The sequence below is a fragment of the Verminephrobacter aporrectodeae subsp. tuberculatae genome, assembly GCF_026127385.1.
Taxonomy (GTDB): Bacteria; Pseudomonadota; Gammaproteobacteria; order Burkholderiales; family Burkholderiaceae_C; genus Acidovorax; species Acidovorax aporrectodeae.
In genome coordinates this window covers 956,627-976,552 of sequence record NZ_QZCX01000003.1, presented here as the reverse complement: position 1 = coordinate 976,552, position 19,926 = coordinate 956,627, and the positions used below count along the sequence as shown (strand labels likewise).

The following is a 19,926-nucleotide window of genomic DNA, read 5'->3' as shown; positions in this document are numbered from 1 at the left end:
GCAGAGTAATGAAATATCCTCACCATGTCAATGCAAATGCATTGCCTGCGCTTGTCGTCGCCCAGTCCGAGGATTCGGATGGTGGCTGGCTCCCAGCCACTCTGACGCAGGGGGGTATGACGAAATGGGCTAAGGCCCGCGCACGGAGGCAGATCGACGCTTGGCCAGTCGCCCGAAGGAAAGGACGGACAACAAGATCATCGCGCTGCAGGCCAGCAGGAACGGTGCCCTCCAATGCCATTGGTAGAGCAGTGTGAACGTCAGGGGAGATACGACGCTCGCCATGCCTTGTGCGGCGGCGAGCGTGCCGGCGGCCAGGCCCTGTTCATGCGTTCCCACCGCGTTCGCGGCCAACACCTGGGCCGAGGGGATGAGCATGCCCAGTCCCGCCGCCGCAATACTGTAGCTGGCCAACAATCCGGGCGTGGTCGAGGTCAGCAGCAAGGGCGCGAAGCCAGCGGCGGCCAGCAGCGCGCCCAGCGCGATCATGCGCAGCTGTGGCACCCGGTGCAGGCGGGCGACCAGCAACTGGGTGACGATCAGGGTGACGCCAACCCCTGCCATGGTCTGCCCGGCGACCCGGGCACCGTCGTGCGCGTTCAACGCCAAGCGGTCCATGGCATAAAACCCGACGCACATCTGCGCGGCAATGATGGTGCAGGCTGCCAGGAACATGGTGATGGCTGGCAGCCGGATCCTGGGATCGGTGCAGGTCAACGCGGGCTTTTCGTCCTGCTGCTGCACCGCGGTTGCCGGTACCTTGATCCATAGCAGCAGGCAGGCGGACAAGGGCAGGATCGTGGCCAGATACATCGGCAGGCTGAGCTGACGCACAGCCAGAACGCCGGCAAGCAAAGGCCCCAACACCATGCCCACGGCGTTGGCCGCGCCCAGCTTGGCCATGGCGGCGCCGCGCTCGTCAGGCGGAAAGCGGTCCGCCAACCAGGCAGCGCTGACGACCGGGATCGCAGCATAGAACAGCCCCATCAGACCGCGAACGAAAATCAGCAGCACCAGCATTACCGGCAGCGACCAGGCCATCCGCTGGGCGTTGTTGCATAAATCGACCTTCGAAGATGTACCTCCCCAGGAACACTAATTCAGGTGAGGCGTGCGGACTGCGGGCGAGCCAGAGAGGCCATGCGATTGAGCACGCCCGCACGGATGGCAACCTCGGTGGCCTGCGAGCCAATCGTGCGTGCCCACAGGAAATGGCTGGTCAGCGTCTTCAGACGGTACATCAGGTTCTCCACCAGCGAGCGCTTGTGGTAGCCGCTGGCTTTTTTCCATTCGCGTCGGCTGCTCTTTGCGATCTCGTCAATGGCCGCATTGCGCCAAGTTGCGCCCGGCGTGGCCTGCGGCCAGGGCATGGCGCCTTCGCGCGGGGGAATCGAGGGCGTCGCATCGCGTGCGGCAATCTGCGCGTGGCACGCTTTGGTGTCGTAGGCGCCATCGCCGCCGACGATGCCAATCGGCGTTTCGGACGGAATCTGCTCAAGCAAATCGGTCAGGGCCTCGCTGTCGCCCATCTCTTGGTGGGTCATCAACGCCGCGCAAATCTGGCCGGTCTTTGTGTCCATCGCCAGATGGACCTTGCGCCAGGTGCGGCGCTTGGACCAACCGTGTGTGCGCACCTTCCATTCGCCCTCGCCGTAGAGTTTGAGGCCTGTGCTGTCAACGGCCAAGTGCAGTGGCTCGCTCGGGCGCAGCGCGGGCAAGACGACTTGCAGGCTTTGCGCGCGGCGGCTCAAGGTTGTGTAGTTGGGTACCGGCAGATCCGGGAAGGCAAGCTGGCGCAGGCTTCGAGCGAATCCTTGCAGCGCACGCAGCGGCAGATCAAACACCTGCTTGAGACTGAGCAAGCCTTGGATAACGGCATCCGGGTAGATGATCGGACGTCCGCGCCTGCAGACATCCGCAGCCGGTGCGGGCCTCAGAAGGTTCTTGTCGATCCACACCTCGATATCTCCTCTGGCAATCAGTCCGGCGTTGTACTGCGCCCAGTTCTTGACACGGTAGGTCGCCTTGGGCTCGGTTCGTTGGCTGGTGTCTCTGCGCATGTTCTCTGGCAAAAGGTCGGAAATGTACCTGGTCCGTGTCGCGACTGACAGCAGCGCTTGCTGCTTGCATCGCCGTTGTGCGCACAAACATCAGCACGCTTGTGGTTCGGGATTTATGCAACAACGCCCATCCGCTGCGCCATGTCGAAGTAGCCTGCCAGCGCCAGGAAGGACAAGGAGAAGCCCAGCAGACAGCACAGCAATACAGGCTTGCGCCCACGCACGTCGCTGAGCCGTCCCCAACGGCGGGCACTGATTACCCACAGGACGCCGGCCATGGTGACGGCCAGTCCACCATGCCACTCGGCGAGCCGCAGCGTGCGGACCAGCGGCCCTACGACTGCCACGAACGACATCAGCGCGGCAATGCACAGGCTGTTGATGATGAGGATGGATCGCAAGGCTGGCATCTCGTCAAATCTCCTCCGACTGGAAGATCGGCGTGACGGTCTCAGATGCGGCCGGAAGGAATCCGCGCTCGACCAATTGCTCCACCGTGCGCCAAAGCAGCGACTCATCCATTACGGGCAGTCGAATGTTCAATTGGTCGAGCCGCTCCAGTGTCTTGTTTTTGTTCAGCGGGAAGAAGTGCGGGTATTCGAGCCAGCTATCCCCCAGCAAGGGAAGCACCTTCTGCCACTCGGTTCGCTGGCCCAACTCCACGGTGTATCTGCCGAATTCCTGAGACCAGTCCGCGCCGGACAGGATTCGCGTGGGATAGCCCTTGCGGCGAAGCAACCCGGCCACTTCGCGCCAGTTCCAGATACCCGGGTTGGAAACATGCCAGACCTGCCCCAGCGAGGAGGATGACTTGGCCAACGCGATCACCGCATCGACAGCCTGGTCGACGGGAACCAAGTCAATGGGTCTGGGACTGTCCGGAATGATGCCGACAGTCATTGCCAGCTTGAACAACTGCCACATCATGTCTTCCGGATTGGCCTGGTGCTTGGCGCTGTCTCCGCTGACCGTTGTCATGCGCATGGCGGAGCATGGAATTCCGCGGCCGATGGCCCGGCGGATCATGGTGTCACTGACCCAACGGGCCTGAAGATAGCCATTCGGCAGGCCTTGCCAGCTGGGCAGGGGGTCGTCTTCCCGCACGCTCGGACTGTCACTTCTGGCCAGGGAGTGGTCGATCACGCCGAGGCTGCCGATGAAGTGCAGCGGCTTGGTACGTACCGTCGTTGCCAGTTCCAGTATCGTCGCCGTGGACATTGCGTTGGTCGCACGCAGGCGTTCATAGGGTGCCACGAAGTTGATCTCCACGCCGGTATGGAAGAGCACATGGCAATCACCCGCCAATGTCGTCCAGTCCTGCGGGGATAGGCCGAAGTGCTTTTCTCCGAGGTCACCCGCCACGGGATGCAGCCGTGCTGCGTACGCCGGCCTCCAGAGATCGAAGTGCCGAAGATGCTTGATCAGCCAATTTCCGGCATCCTCCATGTTTATGCTGGGTGCAAGGCAAAGGACGGTGACACCGGGGTCGTCCAGCAGGCGTGCGAGTAACCATGCGTTGATGAAGCCCTGCGCACCGGACAGGAAGACACGGATCGAACCCTCCGGCCATGGTTCTGCTTTTTGTGGCGAAGGCCGTATGCTGTCCGCGCATGCCGCATCTTGGTCCAGGTCATGTCCGGCCTTTACGCCAAATGCCGTTTTCAGCACGGGCTGTGCCCCCCGCCGGTACTGCTGGATGAGAAGCGATTGCTGGCGAATGGTTGGCGCTTCAAAAGCCGCCCGTATCGGGTACGACGGCACCTGAAAGGTCTTGCGAATCGCAAAGCACAATTGCGTCATGCTGATGGAGTTTCCTCCAGCGGCGAAGAAATCCTCGTCAATCCCGACGGAATCCAAGCCCAGAACGTCCTTCCAGAGGCCCGCAATGGTCTCTTGGTCGGCGTTCCGAGGCGGGACGTGGGCGAGTTCGTCGTTCAGACCTGCCGGTGCCTGGTAACACAGGGCCCGGCGATTCAGTTTTCCACTGGAATTGCGGGGTAGGTCCTGCACGACCTGCCAGTGCCCCGGAATTTGCCCGGATGCCAACTGTTGCCTCAGCTTGGCCTTGAGTTCCGAGATCAGCTTTCCGACACGTTCACCAGTCTCACGGGTGGCAATATGCGCCGTGAGTACGGCGTGCCCGCTGGCATTCATGTGGCACGCCACGGCGGCATCGTCCACACCGGTGCAGGACTCGAGGATGGCCTCAATCTCCGCAGGCTCGATACGCACTCCATTGAACTTGATCTGATCGTCGCTGCGTCCGTGGTAACGCAGTTCACCATCCTCGCCTTGGGAAACAAGGTCCCTTGTGGCATACATTCTGGCCCCGTTACCCAGTGTCTCAATCACCTGGAACCGTGCGTCTGTGCCCGCCCGATCACCTCGATAGTCGATTGCCAGGCAATCTCCTCCCAGATAGAGCTCACCGATGGCTCCGGGTGGTAGCGGACGTTGGTTTGTATCGAGAATGGCCCCTTCAAGCCCAGGCAGCAGCCTGCCGAGCGGAACAGCGCTTTCCTCTCCTGGGCGCCATCCGGAGCAATCGAAGACGCATGCATCCGCCATGACTTCCGACGACCCATAGAGGTTCAGGATGCGTGCATTCGGAAAATAGCACCGCGCCCGCTCCAACAATGCTGCCGGGAACCGCTCGCCGCTCACCTGCAGAATTCGCAACTGCTCCAAGGGAGAGGGCATGACACGCAAGAGGCTGTCTAGAACGGACGGCGTGATTACCAGACGGGTGGCGTGGTGCTGACTCAGCATGGCGTGCAACTGTTGCAGGTCAAGGCATTGATCAGGCGTGAGCGCGACCAGGCGGTAACCGGACAACAGTGGTGCAAGCACCTCGCAGAGAGCATCAACGAAGGCCGGCGACGTTTTCAACAACATGCAGTCATCGGGGGCCGATGCATAGGTGTTTTCCATCCAGGCCAGTCGTTGTCGCAGGGCGCGCAGTGGCAGCCGGACACATCTCGGTTTGCCGGTGGAGCCGGATGTCAGCACCATGCAGACGCAGTCTCCGTCACCGATTTCTACGGACGGAATCGTGCGCGGCCCTGCATTGAGCCGCGCTACGCCCGGATTGAGGAGCACTGGCCCGTCCCAGCAATCCGAATCCGGCCAGAGCGCCGGTTCGGACACCAACACTGCTGGCTTGATATGGCGAAGCTGTTCGCACAAACCGTTGAGCGGCTTGCGCGGATCCATCGCCAACCATGGGCGACCGAGTTGTAGCGCGGCGAGAATGGTGCAGACGTAGTCCACGCTTGGCCACAGAATCAGTGCAATCGGCGCGGATCGATCGGCTGGCAGGAGAGCAGCGAGGCGGCCTGCCAGCGACTGGGAACGACCGACCAGTTCGCTTCGGGTCATCGTCAGTTCGGGCTGAACTTGGGCCAGTTGTACAGCGTTCGGCGAAGACAGGGAAAGCTCGACAATGCGTTGCCATGGCCCTGGCTGATGGGCACTCGGCAGTGGCTGCTGTGACGACGGCAGCGGCCTGGCGAAAAGCCCATTGGTGATCTTCCCCAGCGGACGTTCGCCGGCGCCCACCAGTTCCACCATCAGCCTGGCGACTTGTTGCAGCAGCGCGCAGGCGTTGGAGTCGGAAAGGCTTCCGCGCGAAAACGTCAGCCTGAGCCGGATTTCGGTCCCAGGGAATCCCGCCAGCATCAGCGGATAGTGGTTACGTTCGTAACTTTCGTCATGGACTATGCGCAAGCCGTTGGAGTCGGATCTCTCCAGGACACTGCCGGGCTGGTTTTCCCAGACCAGCAGCGTCTCGAACATTGCTTTCTCCGAACCGCCGCTGGCGAGTCGCTGAAGTTCGCTCAGCGGTAGATAGTCATGCTGGCGGTCAGCGACCAGTTGCTGATGCAGTTCTCGCAGCCAAGTGGACACGCCTTGCTGTGACTCCAGTTCGACGGGGACGGGCAGCACGTTCAACAGCAGGCCGAGCATGCGCTCCACACCGACGATCTCTGCTGATCGGGTCGACACCGTGTACCCGAAAATTACCCGATCCTGGCGCAGGTAGCGACCGAGCAAGATTGCCCAAGCCGCATTGAAGACGGTGCTTTCCGTTACGCCCTGGTCCTTGCAGCCCTGCTGGAAGCGATCGCAGTCCTCTCTGGACAGCACCAGATCTACTGCCGATGCATGCCCCTCACGGTGCTGCACCCCCAGGGGCGCATCGCCGACAAAGTCACCGCCGCACAGGCGTCGTTGCCACCATTGTCGAGCCTGCTGCAGGTCACGTGCCTGGAGCCATTCGCAGTAACGCCGGAACGGCACGACCGGCTCCACTAGCAACGCTGGATTCTGGTAACGTCTGCCCACCTCGGCCAGCAGCAGCGTCAGCGACCAGCCGTCGGCGAGCAGATGGTGAAGTGTGAGCCAGACCTTGTGGCGTCTCTCGCCTAGCGTGATCACGCTGACGAGGAACAGCGGTCCGCGGTCAAGCAGGAAGCCGCAGGTCCTGCGCTCCTTGCGCAAGTTGTCCAGGGCCGTGTCCTGCCCTGTTGCCCCAGTCGCACGCAAGTCAATGTGCTCGAATGGAACTTGCAACTGCCGATATACGACTTGGTAGGCCTTGCTTAGTCCCTCCCACCGGAAACAGGTTCTGAGCGTTGGATGATGGTCCAGGGTGTCCTGCCAAGCAGCGCGATAGCGATCAATGATCAACTCGCCCTCGACGCTGAAGCCATACTGCTCCAAGTACATGGCGGGATCGTTCGTAGCCAGTGCATGGTAGATCATTCCCTGCTGCAACGAGGTGGCAGGGAAAACGTCGGTGACATTGTGCTTTTCCAGATTCATTTCAGATCGGCCCCATCCAAGAGTTGCAGCAGCGATTCGGTGTCTTCCGGGGCGAGGTCGACCGCTACCGTTGATGTCGGCTCAGGCTCGGCCAAAGGCACACTGAGATTGGCACAAAGCGAAGCAATGTCGCGTTGCTGGAAAACCTGCTGAGGAGTAAGGACCCAGCCAAGACTGCGGACCTGCTGGCACAGGCGCAGCGCCAGGATGGAATTTCCCCCCAGGGCAAAGAAATCGTCGTGTCGACCGATTTCCGCGATGAACAGCAGCGATTGCCAGATGCTCGTCATCTCTCGCTCGAGTTCGGATGCAGGTGCCGTATAGGGCGTGTCGAGCCTTGGGCGGGCTTGCAACTGGATCCCTGCCTGATTGAGCGGAGCGCTCGTGTTCGTCTGGGGGCGGGCGGGGGAAAAAACAGGCAGGGAGTCTACTTGCCCCTGTTGAACTGCCTGGAGAAGTGGCAGGCTCGAGGGTAGCCAATGTCGCTCCCGGGCAAAGGGATAGGGTGGTAGCGATACCTTCCTGCGTGGCAGCCAGTGTTGGTTGAATGCGCCCCAGTCCAGTGCTTCGCCTTGTTGCCACAAGCGAAGAAGCGTGTGCAGGAAACGGGCTTGTCTTGCGGGCTGATGCTGATGCCTGTCCCCACTCAGGGTCATCATGGTCGCTCCCCGACACCCTGCATCATGGGCAAAGGTAAGCAACCCGCCTGGAGGACCGACCTCCAGCAGCGTGTGAGCAAACGGCGAAATCCGCTTCCAGGCGGCATCGAAGCGTACCGGATCTCGCAGTTGTTGAACCCAGTATTCAGGGTCCGTGGCACGCTCCGGTGACAGCCACTGACCATCTTGCCCACTGAGCAGGGGCCAGCGCGGTGCCGCTGGACTCAGCCCTTGCAAAAGCCGCCGGAAGCGCTCCAGGACGGGATTCATCATCCGAGTGTGAAACGCGTGGGAGGTGCGTAGACGCCGAGGCTGCCAGTTCGATGCAAATGCATCCGCCAGCAATCTGTCCACCGACGCCGGCGGGCCTCCGACAACGCAGCAGGTTGGCGAATTCACCACTGCCAGATCCAACTGTGGGTAGCGTTCGTCCAAGAGGACTTGAACGTTGCCAACATCCGTTTGCAGTATTGCCATGGATCCCTTTTCGGTTTCTGCCATGAGCGTACCGCGCATGCATACCAGTTCGGCGGCCTCGCGAAGTTGGAACACATCGGCGAGGCAAGCAGCACTCAGTTCGCCCAGACTGTGGCCCAGCAGGGAGGACGGCGTCATTCCCAATGCCAGCAAGGTGCGGCCGAGGGCGACTTGGTAGGAAAACAGGGCTGGCTGAACGATGGCCGTGTCGTCTCCTGCGCTGTAGTTACCGTCGAGCAGTAGCGCGCGGATCGAATTGAGGTCTGCTGTTTTGGGGAGTTGATCTAGCACCTCGTCCAGCGCGTCCCGAAATAGCGGTTCGGCGTCGTAGTGCGCAGCAGCCATTCCCGGATATTGGGCACCCTGGCCGGGGAAGATCCATAACGTCCCGGCACTGGGCCGGCTCTGAATGGCTCGCATCCCACGGAACGCGGCGATCGCCTCAGCCCTGTCACCTGCCAACGCAATCGCCCGCCAGGGTAGCGCGCTACGGCCCACCTGCAAGGTGTAGCCAATGTCGGCCAACGCGATATCGGGATGCTGTTCGATCCAGTCCGCAAGCGCCGTGGCTTGCCGTTCAAGGGCTATTTCGTCCGCGGCACTCAAGGGCAGGCAATGCCATTCGCGCATCGGGCCCGTAGGCAGAGGCTGCGGTGCTCTGGCAAGAATCAGATGCGCATTGGTGCCGCCGAATCCGAATGCACTGACTCCTGCCAAGAGGGGGCGATCTGCTGGCCATGGCTGACAGCGGTCAGTCACCTTGAACGGCGTGCTCTCGATGTGGATCTGAGGATTGGGTCGGGAGAAGTGCAATGTGGCCGGAATCTCCTTTTGCTGCAGGCACAGGGCGGTTTTTATCAGGCCGGCCAAGCCTGCGACGGTATCCAGATGACCGATGTTTCCCTTGATCGATCCGATCAGGCAGTGATGCGGTGGCAACTCGTTCGCGCTGTTGGCACGTATTGCCTGGTCCAGCGCTGCGACCTCAATGGGATCCCCAAGATGCGTCCCGGTGCCATGGCATTCGACGTAGGCAAGTTCGGCCGCATCGGCGCGCGCCACCTGCAATGCCTCGCTGATGACCTCCACCTGCCCCGCAACCCCGGAGCGGTGAAACCTACCCGGCCCCCCGCGTCGTTGTTGGCGGCGCTGGAGCGAATGACCGCCAATATGCGGTCTCCGGCAGCGATGGCGTCATCCAGTCGGCGCAGCAATACGGCGGCGACGCCCGAGCCGAACACAGTGCCGTTGCTCATCGCGTCGAACGGACGGCAATGGCCGTCCGGAGAACGTATGCCCGACTCCTCGGCCAAGTATCCGGTTTCCGCCGGTACGCTCAGCGTGGCCGCAGCAACCAACGCGCGGTCGACTTCGAAGCCGAGCAGGCTTTGCACGGCGAGGTGCACAGCCACGAGAGACGATGAGCAAGCCGTCTGCACGTTGACTGCGGCGCCGCCGAGGTTTAGTTTGTAGGCGATCCGGGCGGCGGAATAGTCCTTGTCGTTACCGATGATGCAGTCGAACATATCGGCGTTCCCAGCCAGTGCCTGGGGCAGTGCGTGCAAGGCGGAATAGCCATTCATCCCGACACTGGAGAACACCGTCGTTCGCATTCCATCGGCATCTTCTGGCACGTGGCCTGCATGCTCGAAGACGTGCCATGCGCATTCCAGCAGTAGGCGCTGCTGGGGGTCCATGAAGGCGGCTTCACGCGGTGAGTAGCCGAAGAATGCCGCGTCGAAGCAATCGTAATGCGCCGGAATCCTGGCCTGGCGCACATATCTCGGAGAGCGAGCCAGTTCGCCATGCCCGGCGGCTTCCAACTGCGCGTCATCAAGCAACACGAATGGCTCTTGCCCGGACAGCAAAACCTGCCACAAGGCGTCGACCGAGTCGGCGCCAGGAAACCGCCCTGCAGCCCCGATGATTGCAATGTCGGTATTTCGATCCTGATCCATGAGAAGGCTTCCTGGATGGGTTAGGGTTACGGGCGTTCCCTGGCGGCCAGGCGGGCCTTCGCCCTCTGGCTTGAGGACTTCCGTGCGCGAACGTTGGTCGACAAATTGCCTTCCAGGCAAAGCGACAGCGCATGGATGTTCGGGTGCTGGAACAACAGCGTCAGGGGGAACTCACGCCGCACAATTTGACAAACATGGCGATGCAGTTGTGCCAGAAGCAGAGAATTTCCGCCCATTTCGAAGAAGTTGTCGTGGATGCCCACTCGCTCGACGCCCAGCAATCCCTTCCATGCATCCACGATGGCCTGCTGCAGTGGTGTGCTCGCCCCCACATAGCTTGTTGCTGCACCAGCCACTACCAGGGCATCCCTGCACAGGGCACGCCGATCCACCTTCCCTGTGGGGGTATAGGGCCATTCACGCTGCAAGCTCCAATGACTGGGGATCAATCCCGCCGGCAGGTTTTCGGCAAGGAAATTGCGCAAGGTCCGTGCGTCGCCATCTTCCACCGATGTCAAAAGAACATGGGCAACCAGCCTCTGCTGGCTACCTTCTCCATCCACCGCGACAAGCGCGTCGCGCACGGAGGGATGCCTGCGAAGTTGGCTTTCAATTTCCCCGGCTTCCACTCGCATGCCACGCAGTTTGAACTGGTGGTCACGCCGCCCCAGGCAGAGCAGTCGGCCTCCCGGGGTGCGCACGGCAGTGTCACCCGTGGCGTACAGCGGTATGGTCTTCTCGCCATCCGGTGTCGTCCACAGACGCACTGCTGTGGCTTGGGAGCCGCAGTAGCCCGCTGCCAAGTTTTGGCCGCTGACGTGGATCTCACCCGCACATCCCGGGGCCACCAACCGGCCGTTGCTGTCGAGCAGCCAGATACAGGTGCCCGGCAGCGGCAGGCCAATTTCAACATGGCTCGTGCCGGTGTCCAGATTTTCCGGTGTGATGCGGTGCCATGCCCCATCGGACGTGAGCTCGGTCGCACCATAGTAGTTGAGCAGGCAGGCGTCCGGACGCAACGCCGCCAGGCATCGGTGTGCCAATTCAACGCGCACGTTCTCGCCACCGAGGACGACGATCCTGAGCGGGAGGTTCTGCGCTTCGGGCATGGCAAAGAACGCATCGGCCAGCGAGGGGGTCATCACCAGTCGGCTTATCTCGTGACGACGCACCAGCCGTGCAAGTTCCAGGGGACTGCGGGCTTGGTCTGGCGAAGGGATAACGAGGGCAAGGTCCGCCAGCAAGCTGTCCAGGAGTTCGCCGACAGCATCCACGAACGCTGGCGAAGTCTTGAGGCAGCCGACATCGTAGGGCGTCAAAGGAACTGGTGTCTGACCCCAGGTCAGCCGTCGGCGCAGGTTGCCATAGGTGATCCGGACCCCTTTGGGAAGACCTTCGGAGCCCGAAGTATGCTGTATCAGTGCCAGGGATTCATCGTCTGCCGGCAGGTACGAAGGCAAAGCCACGGGCGGTGCCAGGACCGCCCGATCAGCAAGAAGCACAGGCAGATTCACGACCGGTATGCCGGACCATAGTGCACTGTTGCTGATCAGGCAGCCGACTTCGCTCTGGCCGAGCATTTGGGCGATTACCTGCTGCGGTCGCCGCGGGTCGAGCGGAACCCATGCCTGCCCCAAGCGGAGTGCGGCAAGGATGGTCGCGACATAGTCGACGCCTGGATGCAGGCGGATTGCAATAGGTTTTGCTGGAAGTGCGTGCTCCGTGACCCAGCTCGCCACACGCTCTGCGCGGTTTAGCAATTGAGTCCAAGTGATCCCGCTACCATCATCCAGTCGCAGCATCTCACGCTGGGGGTGGTGAATTGCATGTTGCTGGATGATCGGCCACGGATCAGTTCCTTCCAAGACCGGTCCGCCATCTACGCAGGCCCATTCACGGCAGGCCTGGGAGTGAGCCAGCGGCAAGTCGTTGATCTTCGTCTGAGGGTCCTGCAAAGCTGCGGCAAGCACGTTCTCGAACGCCTGATTCCATCGGTCAATGCTGGCGGCAGAGTAGATATCGCGAGCATACAACCAGACCAGAATCAGTCCGTCGCCGTCAGGGATGGCGATGATCTCGAGATCCATGTGGGTTGTGTCGGACACAATGGTACGGCCCATCACATTGATCCGGCCGAATTTGCCCTTTGCCAAGCCTGTCGGCTGGTAAGTGAAGGATACCTGATGCAGAGGATTTCGGCTGGCATCCGCTCCTGCCGACATGGCTTGTACCAACTGCTGCAGCGGATAGTGCTGATGTTTCTGGGCGTCAAGGAACTCGTCCCGCACGCGAGCCAAATGCTGATCGAAAGGCAGGTTGTCGGACAGATCGCCGCGCAGCAGCAGATTGTTGATGAAGAACCCGAGCATGGTCTCGGTTGCGGGGTGGTCCCGTCCGGATACGACGCTTCCCATCACGAAGCGTTGCTGTTCCGCCATTCTCCCCAGCGCGACCTGCATCGCTGTCAGCAGGGTCATGAACGGCGTCACGCCCTGGCTCCCGGAGAACGCGTCAACTCGCTGCGCCAGCGTCTTGTCAAGGCGATAGCGGCTGACTGCGCCACGGAAGCTCTGCACCGGTGGCCGTCTGTGGTCTTCCGGTAACTGCAGTGGTGGTATGTCGGCCAGACGGTTTCGCCAGAAAGTCAGGCTGGTCGCTATCTGTTCGACAGGCAGATCATGCTGGCTTTGAGCGAAATCGGAATACTTGGCGACCGGTGGAAGGCTGGGAGGTAGCCCATCGACCTCCTCTTGGTAGAGGGTAAAGATCTCTCGGTTGAACAACTCAGTTGACCAGCCATCGAAGGCGATATGGTGGATGCTGTAGAACAGCACATGGCGATTGGTGTCCACGCGGAACAGCCGTGCTCGGAGCAGTGGGCCGTTTTCGAGGTCGAATCCATGGATCTTTTCTCGTTCGGCCCAGGCCATCAGTTTTTTCTGCTTGGCATCGACAGTGAGATCGCGCAGGTCTTCGTGTTCCATCACGCTTGGCGCCTTGTCGACGACATAGGTTCCGACCGGGGCATGCGCAGGGAACCGGGAACGCAATGGTTCGTGCCGTTCCATCAGTCGGCGCAGGGCATTTTCAAAGGCGATGGCGTCCAGCGAGCCATCCAGTTCCAGGCAGTAGCACAAGTTGAAGAACGGGTTCCCCGGAGCGATTCGGGACATGAACCACAGCCGTTGCTGCGCCCAGGACTGTGGCGGATGGTCGGTCTGGCAGGTCGGCCAAGGAGCAACTGCCTCTGCTGTAGAACGATGCTTCGCCAGCCACTCGACCATCGCCTCTATGGTCGGGTGTGAGAAGACCATGGCCAGAGGCGGCCGAACGCCGAACGTCTTCTCGATTTGAAGGAGCAGACGCGTGGCGCTGAGCGAGTCTCCGCCCGACGGAAAGAAACCGGCCTCGACGTCCGTGATCTCCTTGCCGAGCAAGTCTTGCCATATTGCAGCCAGTTGAGTTTCGCCGGTATTTCGTGGTGGTCGTCCCGTCTTCACTGGACGCGCGTGTTGCGTTGCAATTTCGACAAGCCTGCGACGGTCGATCTTGCCGTTGGTCGTGCGTGGGAATTCGGAAACGGGAAGAAACACCCTGGGAATGGCGGCGACGGGCAAGCGCTCTGCGCAAAGGGCGCGCAACTCATCCTCCGAGCAGGGCTGGTCGCCTGACAAATAACATGCGGCCACCACGGAACTCCCATCTTGGTGCGGTACTTCGAGCGCGACCGTATGCTTCACCGCAGGATGCAGTTGCAACGCGGATTCGATTTCCATCGGATCGCAACGATATCCACCCGCATTGATCTGGAAATCGGTGCGCCCAAGAATCAGAAGGTTGCCGTCCGGCCTGAAGACTCCGCGGTCGCCGGTCCGATACAGGTGCTCGCCCGTCATCGGGTGGGTCAGGAAGCGCAACGCCGTCTGCGCGGGATCGTCCAGATAACCACGAGCCAGTGAAAGGCCTGCACAGTACATTTCGCCCGGGACGTGGTCGGGACATTCTTGCAACAGCTCATCCAGAACGTAGTAGCGACAATTGTCGATGGATCGTCCGTAGGGGATGCTGGGCAATTCGGTATCCACCACGCTGACTTCGTGCGTGATGTTCCAGACGGTGGTCTCCGTCGGTCCGCCGCTGCTGCGCAGTTTGAGCCCGGGGTGCTTGAGGAGTCGTGCGGCGAGCGCCGGCGCAACCCAGTCGCCGCCCAGGATGACCTGCCGCATGCTGGTCGGCAGACCGCCACCCCATTCAGCTTGAGCGGCTGAGAGCACCATTTCCATGAAGCGAGGAACACTGTTCCATACCGAGACCCTGTGCGTGCGAAGCAGTTCGAGCCAATGCGCCGGGTCAGTGTCCCTGTCGGCATTCGGAACGACGAGCGTTGCTCCCACGCAGAAGGTCGCCAGTTGGTCGAACAAAGCGAGGTCGTGATGCTGCGCGGTAACGGAAATGATGCGATCGGAAGGCTGCAGGTCGAATGAACGGATGCTGTACTGCAGGAAATTCGCCACGGCCCTTTGGCATATCTCCACGCCCTTGGGTTGGCCTGTGGAGCCGGAGGTGAATATGACGCAGCAGACGGCATTGGCATCGAACGGTGCCGGTGCCAGTTCTATCAGCGAGGCTTCGGTCGGATGGTCCGAAATGGTTATACACGGCACGTCGGGGGCAATGGATGCACCGATTGGCGCATTACGCATGACCGCCTTGGGAGCAACCCGCGCCACGATGGCACGCAAGCGTGGTTCCGGGTGTGTGCGATCCAGGGGTACGGCTGCCGCGCCGAGCCACAGGCAGGATTGCAACGCTACGGCTTGTTGCCACCCACGCTGCATCAGCAGAACAACCCGGTCCGATTTTCCGACACCAGCATGTGCCAGTTCTTGGGCCAGCGTCGTCACCTGCGCGAGGAATTCGGCATAGGTCAGCCGAATGCCTTGAGCCGATACCAGGGCGAGCAATTGCGGGGCAACCACGACCCGTTCCTGCAGGGCGCGAGAAGGTGACACCGGCTCGACGACAGCTTTCTGCCACAGCCCCGCTCGCACGGCGGCTTGCGCTGGCGGCAACGGGAAGGACAAGGGCGTATTCCAAGCATCGTCGTCCTCGGCAAGTCTCGCCAGGGCCTGGGAGAATGCATCGAACATCGTGTCGAGCATTGTGTCCGGGAAAGCGCTGGGCATAGCATCCCAGTTGAACAACAGCGTTCCGCCATTGACAAGGTACTGGCAGTCAAGCAGCACCTGAGGCGTCCGACTGACGACGCACACCGGCTCACCGAAGACTACGCCAATCTCCTGTGGCGTCAGGGCGGCGCCATTGCGCAGATCGGGCGTGGTGGTGAAGACAATGGGCATGGCTACGGCCTCGCCCAATGACTGCAGTCGCGCAAGTTCCCGCAATTGCTGCACACCGGAGATTTCCTGGAAATCCAGATCGTCCCAGAGCTGGGTCTGAAGACGCGTTGCATTGACTGCAAAGTTGGCGTGTTCACGCAGGTCGACTTCCAGCAGGCTGAAGGAGGCAAATTCGCCGATCACATTGCCGATGTCCGGGTGCCAGTCAGGGCGGTTGAAGCGAGGAACGCTCAACGTGAAATGCGCGGAACTGCTCCAGCGCGCCAGGGTGCTGGCATACACGGTCAGAATTACCACGGCGAGCGACAGGCCACGATGTCGCGCATTGGCATTCAGGCGCATCAACGCTTCTTCTTCCAGTTTTCCAAACCAGCGCTGGAATCGCTGGTCGCCGCCTTCGGCACGATGCGGCAGCATTGGCGCGGGAGGCAAATTTTTCAGCTTGCCTCGCCAGCGCTCAAGGGCACGCTGGTAGCGTAGACTTCCCTCCTGCTCCTGCAATGCAGCGATGTAGTCGCAGAACTGCATCTGCAATTCGGGCAGCACGAGGTTGGGGCGTTGATACAACTGTGCCAACTCGTCGAACAGGATATGCAGACTGCGACCATCCACACTCCACAGATCAAGCTTGATGTGCAGGTAGCCATCGCCCTCGTCGCCAAAACCATCGAAGTGCAGGCGGGATTGTGGCCACTGCTCCAAGGGAATGCACTCCTCTTGCATGCCACGTTGCATCTCATCCAACATCTGCATCCGCTGCTCGGGTGACATGTCGATCAAGCTACGCGTGCCGATGAACTGATAGGGCACGCTTTCGGCGACCCGCTGGAGACCGTCGATCCCCACCGTAGCGCGCAGCATGTCATGGCGTGCAATGAGCGCATTCCAGGCGCGCTCCAGCAGCGGCAGATCAAGCCCTCGGCAGTGGTACTGAGCATAGAACTGGATGGCACCGGCATGGGAAAAGGTGGCTTGTCGCCCCATCCAGTAGGCGTGCTGCATATCAGCCAAGGGGAATGGCTGGCGACGTCGCGCAGCGTCTGGCGTGATGCGGATTTGTTGCGCCTGGCTTGCTTGAAGCCGTTTTTGCAAGCGAATCGCACTGAGTGCGGGGCGCGGTGAGGGATCGTCTGCTATTACCATAAGAAAAGAAACTGAAAATGACTATTGTTTAGAAGAAAATTGACGCGAAGTATGTTTCATAAATTTTATTGTTGGAGCGCATGAAACCATGCATTGCTCCTGGCGCATCGTCTCGACGATGGGACGCAACAGGGGGGATATGTATCATGCAATACGAATGAGATGCAATATTATTAATTGACAGAAAACTTCACATTTCTGACATCCTCCCCGATCCCCACCTGCATCCCGCGCGGCGTCAGCGCACGCGCAATTCGCTGGGCGGATACCCGAACTGCCGCTTGAAGGCGGTGGAGAAGTTCGCCGGGGAGTCGTAGTCGAACTGGTGCGCCACGGCCGTCACCGACAAGCCACGCTCCAGGGAAAGATGTGCCTGCTCGAGCCGGCGTTTGCGCACATAGGCGGCCACGGGAAGCCCGAATGCCGCCTTGAACTCCTTGCGCAGCGCACTGACGCTGGTGCCCGCGAGCTTCGCAAGTTCTTCAGGTTCTGGTGGATCGATCAGCCGTGCTTCGAGGATGTCACGCGCCCGGCTCATGCGCAGCAGGCCGGTAGGCGTGCGCAACATCGGGCCCCCGGGCACATTGCGATGGCTGTCAATCAGGCCGAGCAGCAGATCGTGGGCGCGGGCAGCCAGGAACAGTCGGCCCATCTCACCGCAGTAACTGCTGTAGAGCAGTCGAAGGGCATGGCTGCGCAGCGGTGCGGACAGTGGCGCCTTCCTGGGCATCGGCTGCCCGCAATAGGAGAGCAATTGCGCCATTACGTCATCACCGGCCGTGCGCGCGAGGAGCCAGCAACGGCTCAGGAAGAAGCTGACGCCGGCGATGCGGGCGCCTGCGGCATAGCGCCCTTCCAGCAGACTGCCTTGCTGCACCGCCAGCGCCCAGCAGTGATCTGGTGGAACCGCGAAGTCATGCTGCGGCTGAGCGACATGGCCCGACTCTGCTGCACCAAATAGCGTCAGCCCGAGCAGCAGGCCGTCCTCCGGTATCGGATTGGGCAGCACCGCATCCTCGGACGCCAGCAACTCGCATCCGGACATGCAGATTCCATCGCCGCTTTCCCATCGGATCTGGCGCAGAAATTTCAACGCATTCATCTCGAAAACTCCAATCCCCGGAGCCCCCCGTTCGCCGTACCTGAACCTTATCCAGTTCCGACGAAGGAGGGTCTGGCCTTACCGCAAACGCATACGGCGCATCCCGCAAAGCCTTGGGCCTGGCAAAACAGGTACGCTCCAAAATGTACGAATGATTCTCAATCGTGTGCGTAAATTAACGGGAATCGGGAGTCAACGCAAGACGATGCTCTTTCGGCTTGCATCAAGGGGGTGGAATGAACGTGCAGGGAGTGGCGGCATTGGCCGCAGTTCTGACGGGAACAGGGGTTGTTCCGAAACTGGCCCTGGCCGACACAACAGGGGGAGATGTGCGTGAACTTGGCGCGGTGACGGTGACCGCGCAGAAGGTCGAGCAGAACGTCCTTGATGTACCGGCCACCGTGGAGGTCGTGGGCGCGGAAGATCTCGCGCTGCACCAGATCGACAGCTTGGAGGACTTGGACAAACTCGTCAGCGGCCTGGGCATATCGAGCTACACCGGCGGACAGCCGCGCATCTATTTGCGTGGCATGGGCGACGCATTCGACCTGAAGAACAAGCGCGTCGCCGTCTACGTCGACGGCGTCCCTCAGATCGACTCGGTACTGCAGGATCGCATGCTGCTCGACCATGTTGAGCGCGTGGAGGTGCTCAAGGGCCCCCAGGGGACCTTGTACGGGCGCAATGCCTCGGCCGGGGTGATCAACATCGTGACCAAGCGACTCAGGGGCGATGCGGCATCGGCCTTTCTTGGCGCGGGCAACCACGATCAACGGCGAGGCGGCGCGACGCTCTCGAAAAGTCTGGCAGAGGACCAAATGCTGCTCGGCATCAATGCATCCTGGACCAGACGCAACGGCGTGCTCGAGAACGTCGCCACCGGATCGCGCGGCAAACTCGACGGCCAGGAGCGGCGCAACCTCCATCTCAAGGCCGACCTCTACCCGACGGACAAAACGGCACTGAATCTGACCTTCAGTCATTTCGAGGACGACAGCGCACCCTACCTGCAGACCTTCATCGACCCGACAACCTGGAAGCCGATACGTCGGGACGCAGGCAGGGGTTTCGTCCCCGTACGCTTTTATCAGATCGACCGGGATACGGAAGGCCATACCAAGACCCGGGGCAACGGGCTGACGCTCAGGGTCAGCCACGATTTCGACCTGTTCCGGCTGAACTCGATCACCGGCTACCAGCAGGACAAACTGCACACGGTCAGCGACGCCGACTACAGCAGCAATCCTCTTTTCAAGTGGGACTTTGACCCTTACACCAACGAACACAAGCAACTGAGTCAGGAGTTCCAACTGGTGGGCAACGCTGGTGCCGCGCATTGGCAGACGGGCGTTTTTGCCTATGGCGACCAGACGGACAACAGCAACGCCTTCAAGACAAGCTACGGCAACATCCTCAGCAATTCGCGCTACCGCACCCGGGGCGTGGCTTGGTATGGCCAGTTGGACTATGTATTCGTGCCGGGCTGGACAGCCACGGCCGGCGGACGCTACCAGCGCGACCGGCAGAAGCTGAAGGATTTCCAGCAGGACCGCGAGGAGGTATCGAAATCGAAATCATCCAGCACCTACAAGCTGGCGCTGGCTTACGCATTTCAACCCGACAACACCACTTTCCTGAGCTACGGAACCGGCTACACGCCAGGTGGCGTGAACACCAGCCCGCAGATGATCGGTGGCCTGCCCGTCGGTCCATACCTGAGCTACGCCCCGGAGAAGACCAGCAGCATCGAGTGGGGGATCAAGGGCCGGCTCGCCGGGCAGCGGCTGGGCTATTCGCTGTCGCTCTATCACACGCTGCTGCGCAATCAGCAGGTGCTGGACATGGCTGACACCCAGATGAAGAACATCGGCGAGACCCGCTACCGCGGCGTCGAGATGTCCGCCGACTATCAGATCGCCGGCCCCTGGAACCTGAATGCGGGCTACGCCCTGAACACCAGCCGCATCCGCAAGAGCAACGACCCGGCAGAGTTGGGCAAGTCAGTGCCCTTCGTACCTGGCAATACGGGACGCGTCGGTGTGCAGTACAAGGATCGCATCGCCGATACCTCGGTGACCGTGCGGCTGGACATGAACCATGTCGGGCGCATCAGGGCCGACGCCAAAAACAGTTTCAGCCAGTCGAGCTACCAATTGTTCAGCCTCAGCGGCAAGGCGGACTTCAAGCACTGGTGGCTGAGCCTGAGCGTCAACAACCTGCTGGACAAGCAGTACTACAGCAATGCCATCGCCAATTCTCCACTCGCGGGCACGCACACGGCGGTGTATGGCCAGCCCCGCACCGTGCTGCTGACCCTGGGGAGCAAATTTTGAGATGGAGACC

The 19,926-nt window shown here is 61.1% G+C and carries 8 protein-coding genes and 1 pseudogene; 1 reads left to right on the top strand and 8 read right to left on the bottom strand.

Features of this window, described 5'->3' with window-relative positions; genetic code table 11:
- Positions 1 to 129 precede the first annotated feature (129 nt).
- The 8 genes and pseudogenes from D5041_RS19355 to D5041_RS19320 form a co-directional block, all read right to left on the bottom strand.
- Positions 130 to 1,041, bottom strand: a complete 912-nt coding sequence (locus tag D5041_RS19355; protein ID WP_265285521.1) for an MFS transporter — start codon at positions 1,039 to 1,041, stop codon at positions 130 to 132.
- A 59-nt stretch (positions 1,042 to 1,100) separates the two neighbouring features.
- Positions 1,101 to 2,060: an IS5 family transposase gene (locus tag D5041_RS19350; RefSeq protein WP_265284258.1), complete on the bottom strand. Its 960-nt coding sequence runs from the start codon at positions 2,058 to 2,060 to the stop codon at positions 1,101 to 1,103.
- A gap of 113 nt (positions 2,061 to 2,173) precedes the next feature.
- Positions 2,174 to 2,470: an MFS transporter gene (locus tag D5041_RS19345; RefSeq protein ID WP_265285520.1), complete on the bottom strand. Its 297-nt coding sequence runs from the start codon at positions 2,468 to 2,470 to the stop codon at positions 2,174 to 2,176.
- Positions 2,471 to 2,474: 4 nt separating this feature from the next.
- Complete coding sequence (locus D5041_RS19340) at positions 2,475 to 6,884, bottom strand: thioester reductase domain-containing protein (protein WP_265259086.1); 4,410 nt, start codon at positions 6,882 to 6,884, stop codon at positions 2,475 to 2,477.
- Complete coding sequence (locus tag D5041_RS19335; RefSeq protein ID WP_265285519.1) at positions 6,881 to 9,109, bottom strand: acyltransferase domain-containing protein; 2,229 nt, start codon at positions 9,107 to 9,109, stop codon at positions 6,881 to 6,883. Before D5041_RS19335 ends, D5041_RS19340 begins: the two co-directional genes overlap by 4 nt.
- Positions 9,110 to 9,270: 161 nt before the next feature.
- A pseudogene (locus D5041_RS19330) lies at positions 9,271 to 9,978 on the bottom strand (beta-ketoacyl [acyl carrier protein] synthase domain-containing protein); the annotation flags it as partial.
- 26 nt (positions 9,979 to 10,004) lie between these two features.
- Positions 10,005 to 16,430, bottom strand: a complete 6,426-nt coding sequence (locus tag D5041_RS19325; protein ID WP_265285518.1) for a non-ribosomal peptide synthetase — start codon at positions 16,428 to 16,430, stop codon at positions 10,005 to 10,007.
- 289 nt (positions 16,431 to 16,719) lie between these two features.
- On the bottom strand, positions 16,720 to 17,583 hold the full coding sequence (locus D5041_RS19320; RefSeq protein ID WP_010106238.1) for a helix-turn-helix transcriptional regulator: 864 nt from the start codon (positions 17,581 to 17,583) through the stop codon (positions 16,720 to 16,722).
- A gap of 236 nt (positions 17,584 to 17,819) precedes the next feature.
- Between D5041_RS19320 and D5041_RS19315 the strand changes: the two genes are divergently transcribed.
- Entirely contained in the window at positions 17,820 to 19,916 is a 2,097-nt protein-coding gene (locus D5041_RS19315) for a TonB-dependent receptor (protein ID WP_265285517.1), read from the top strand.
- Positions 19,917 to 19,926: the final 10 nt, after the last annotated feature.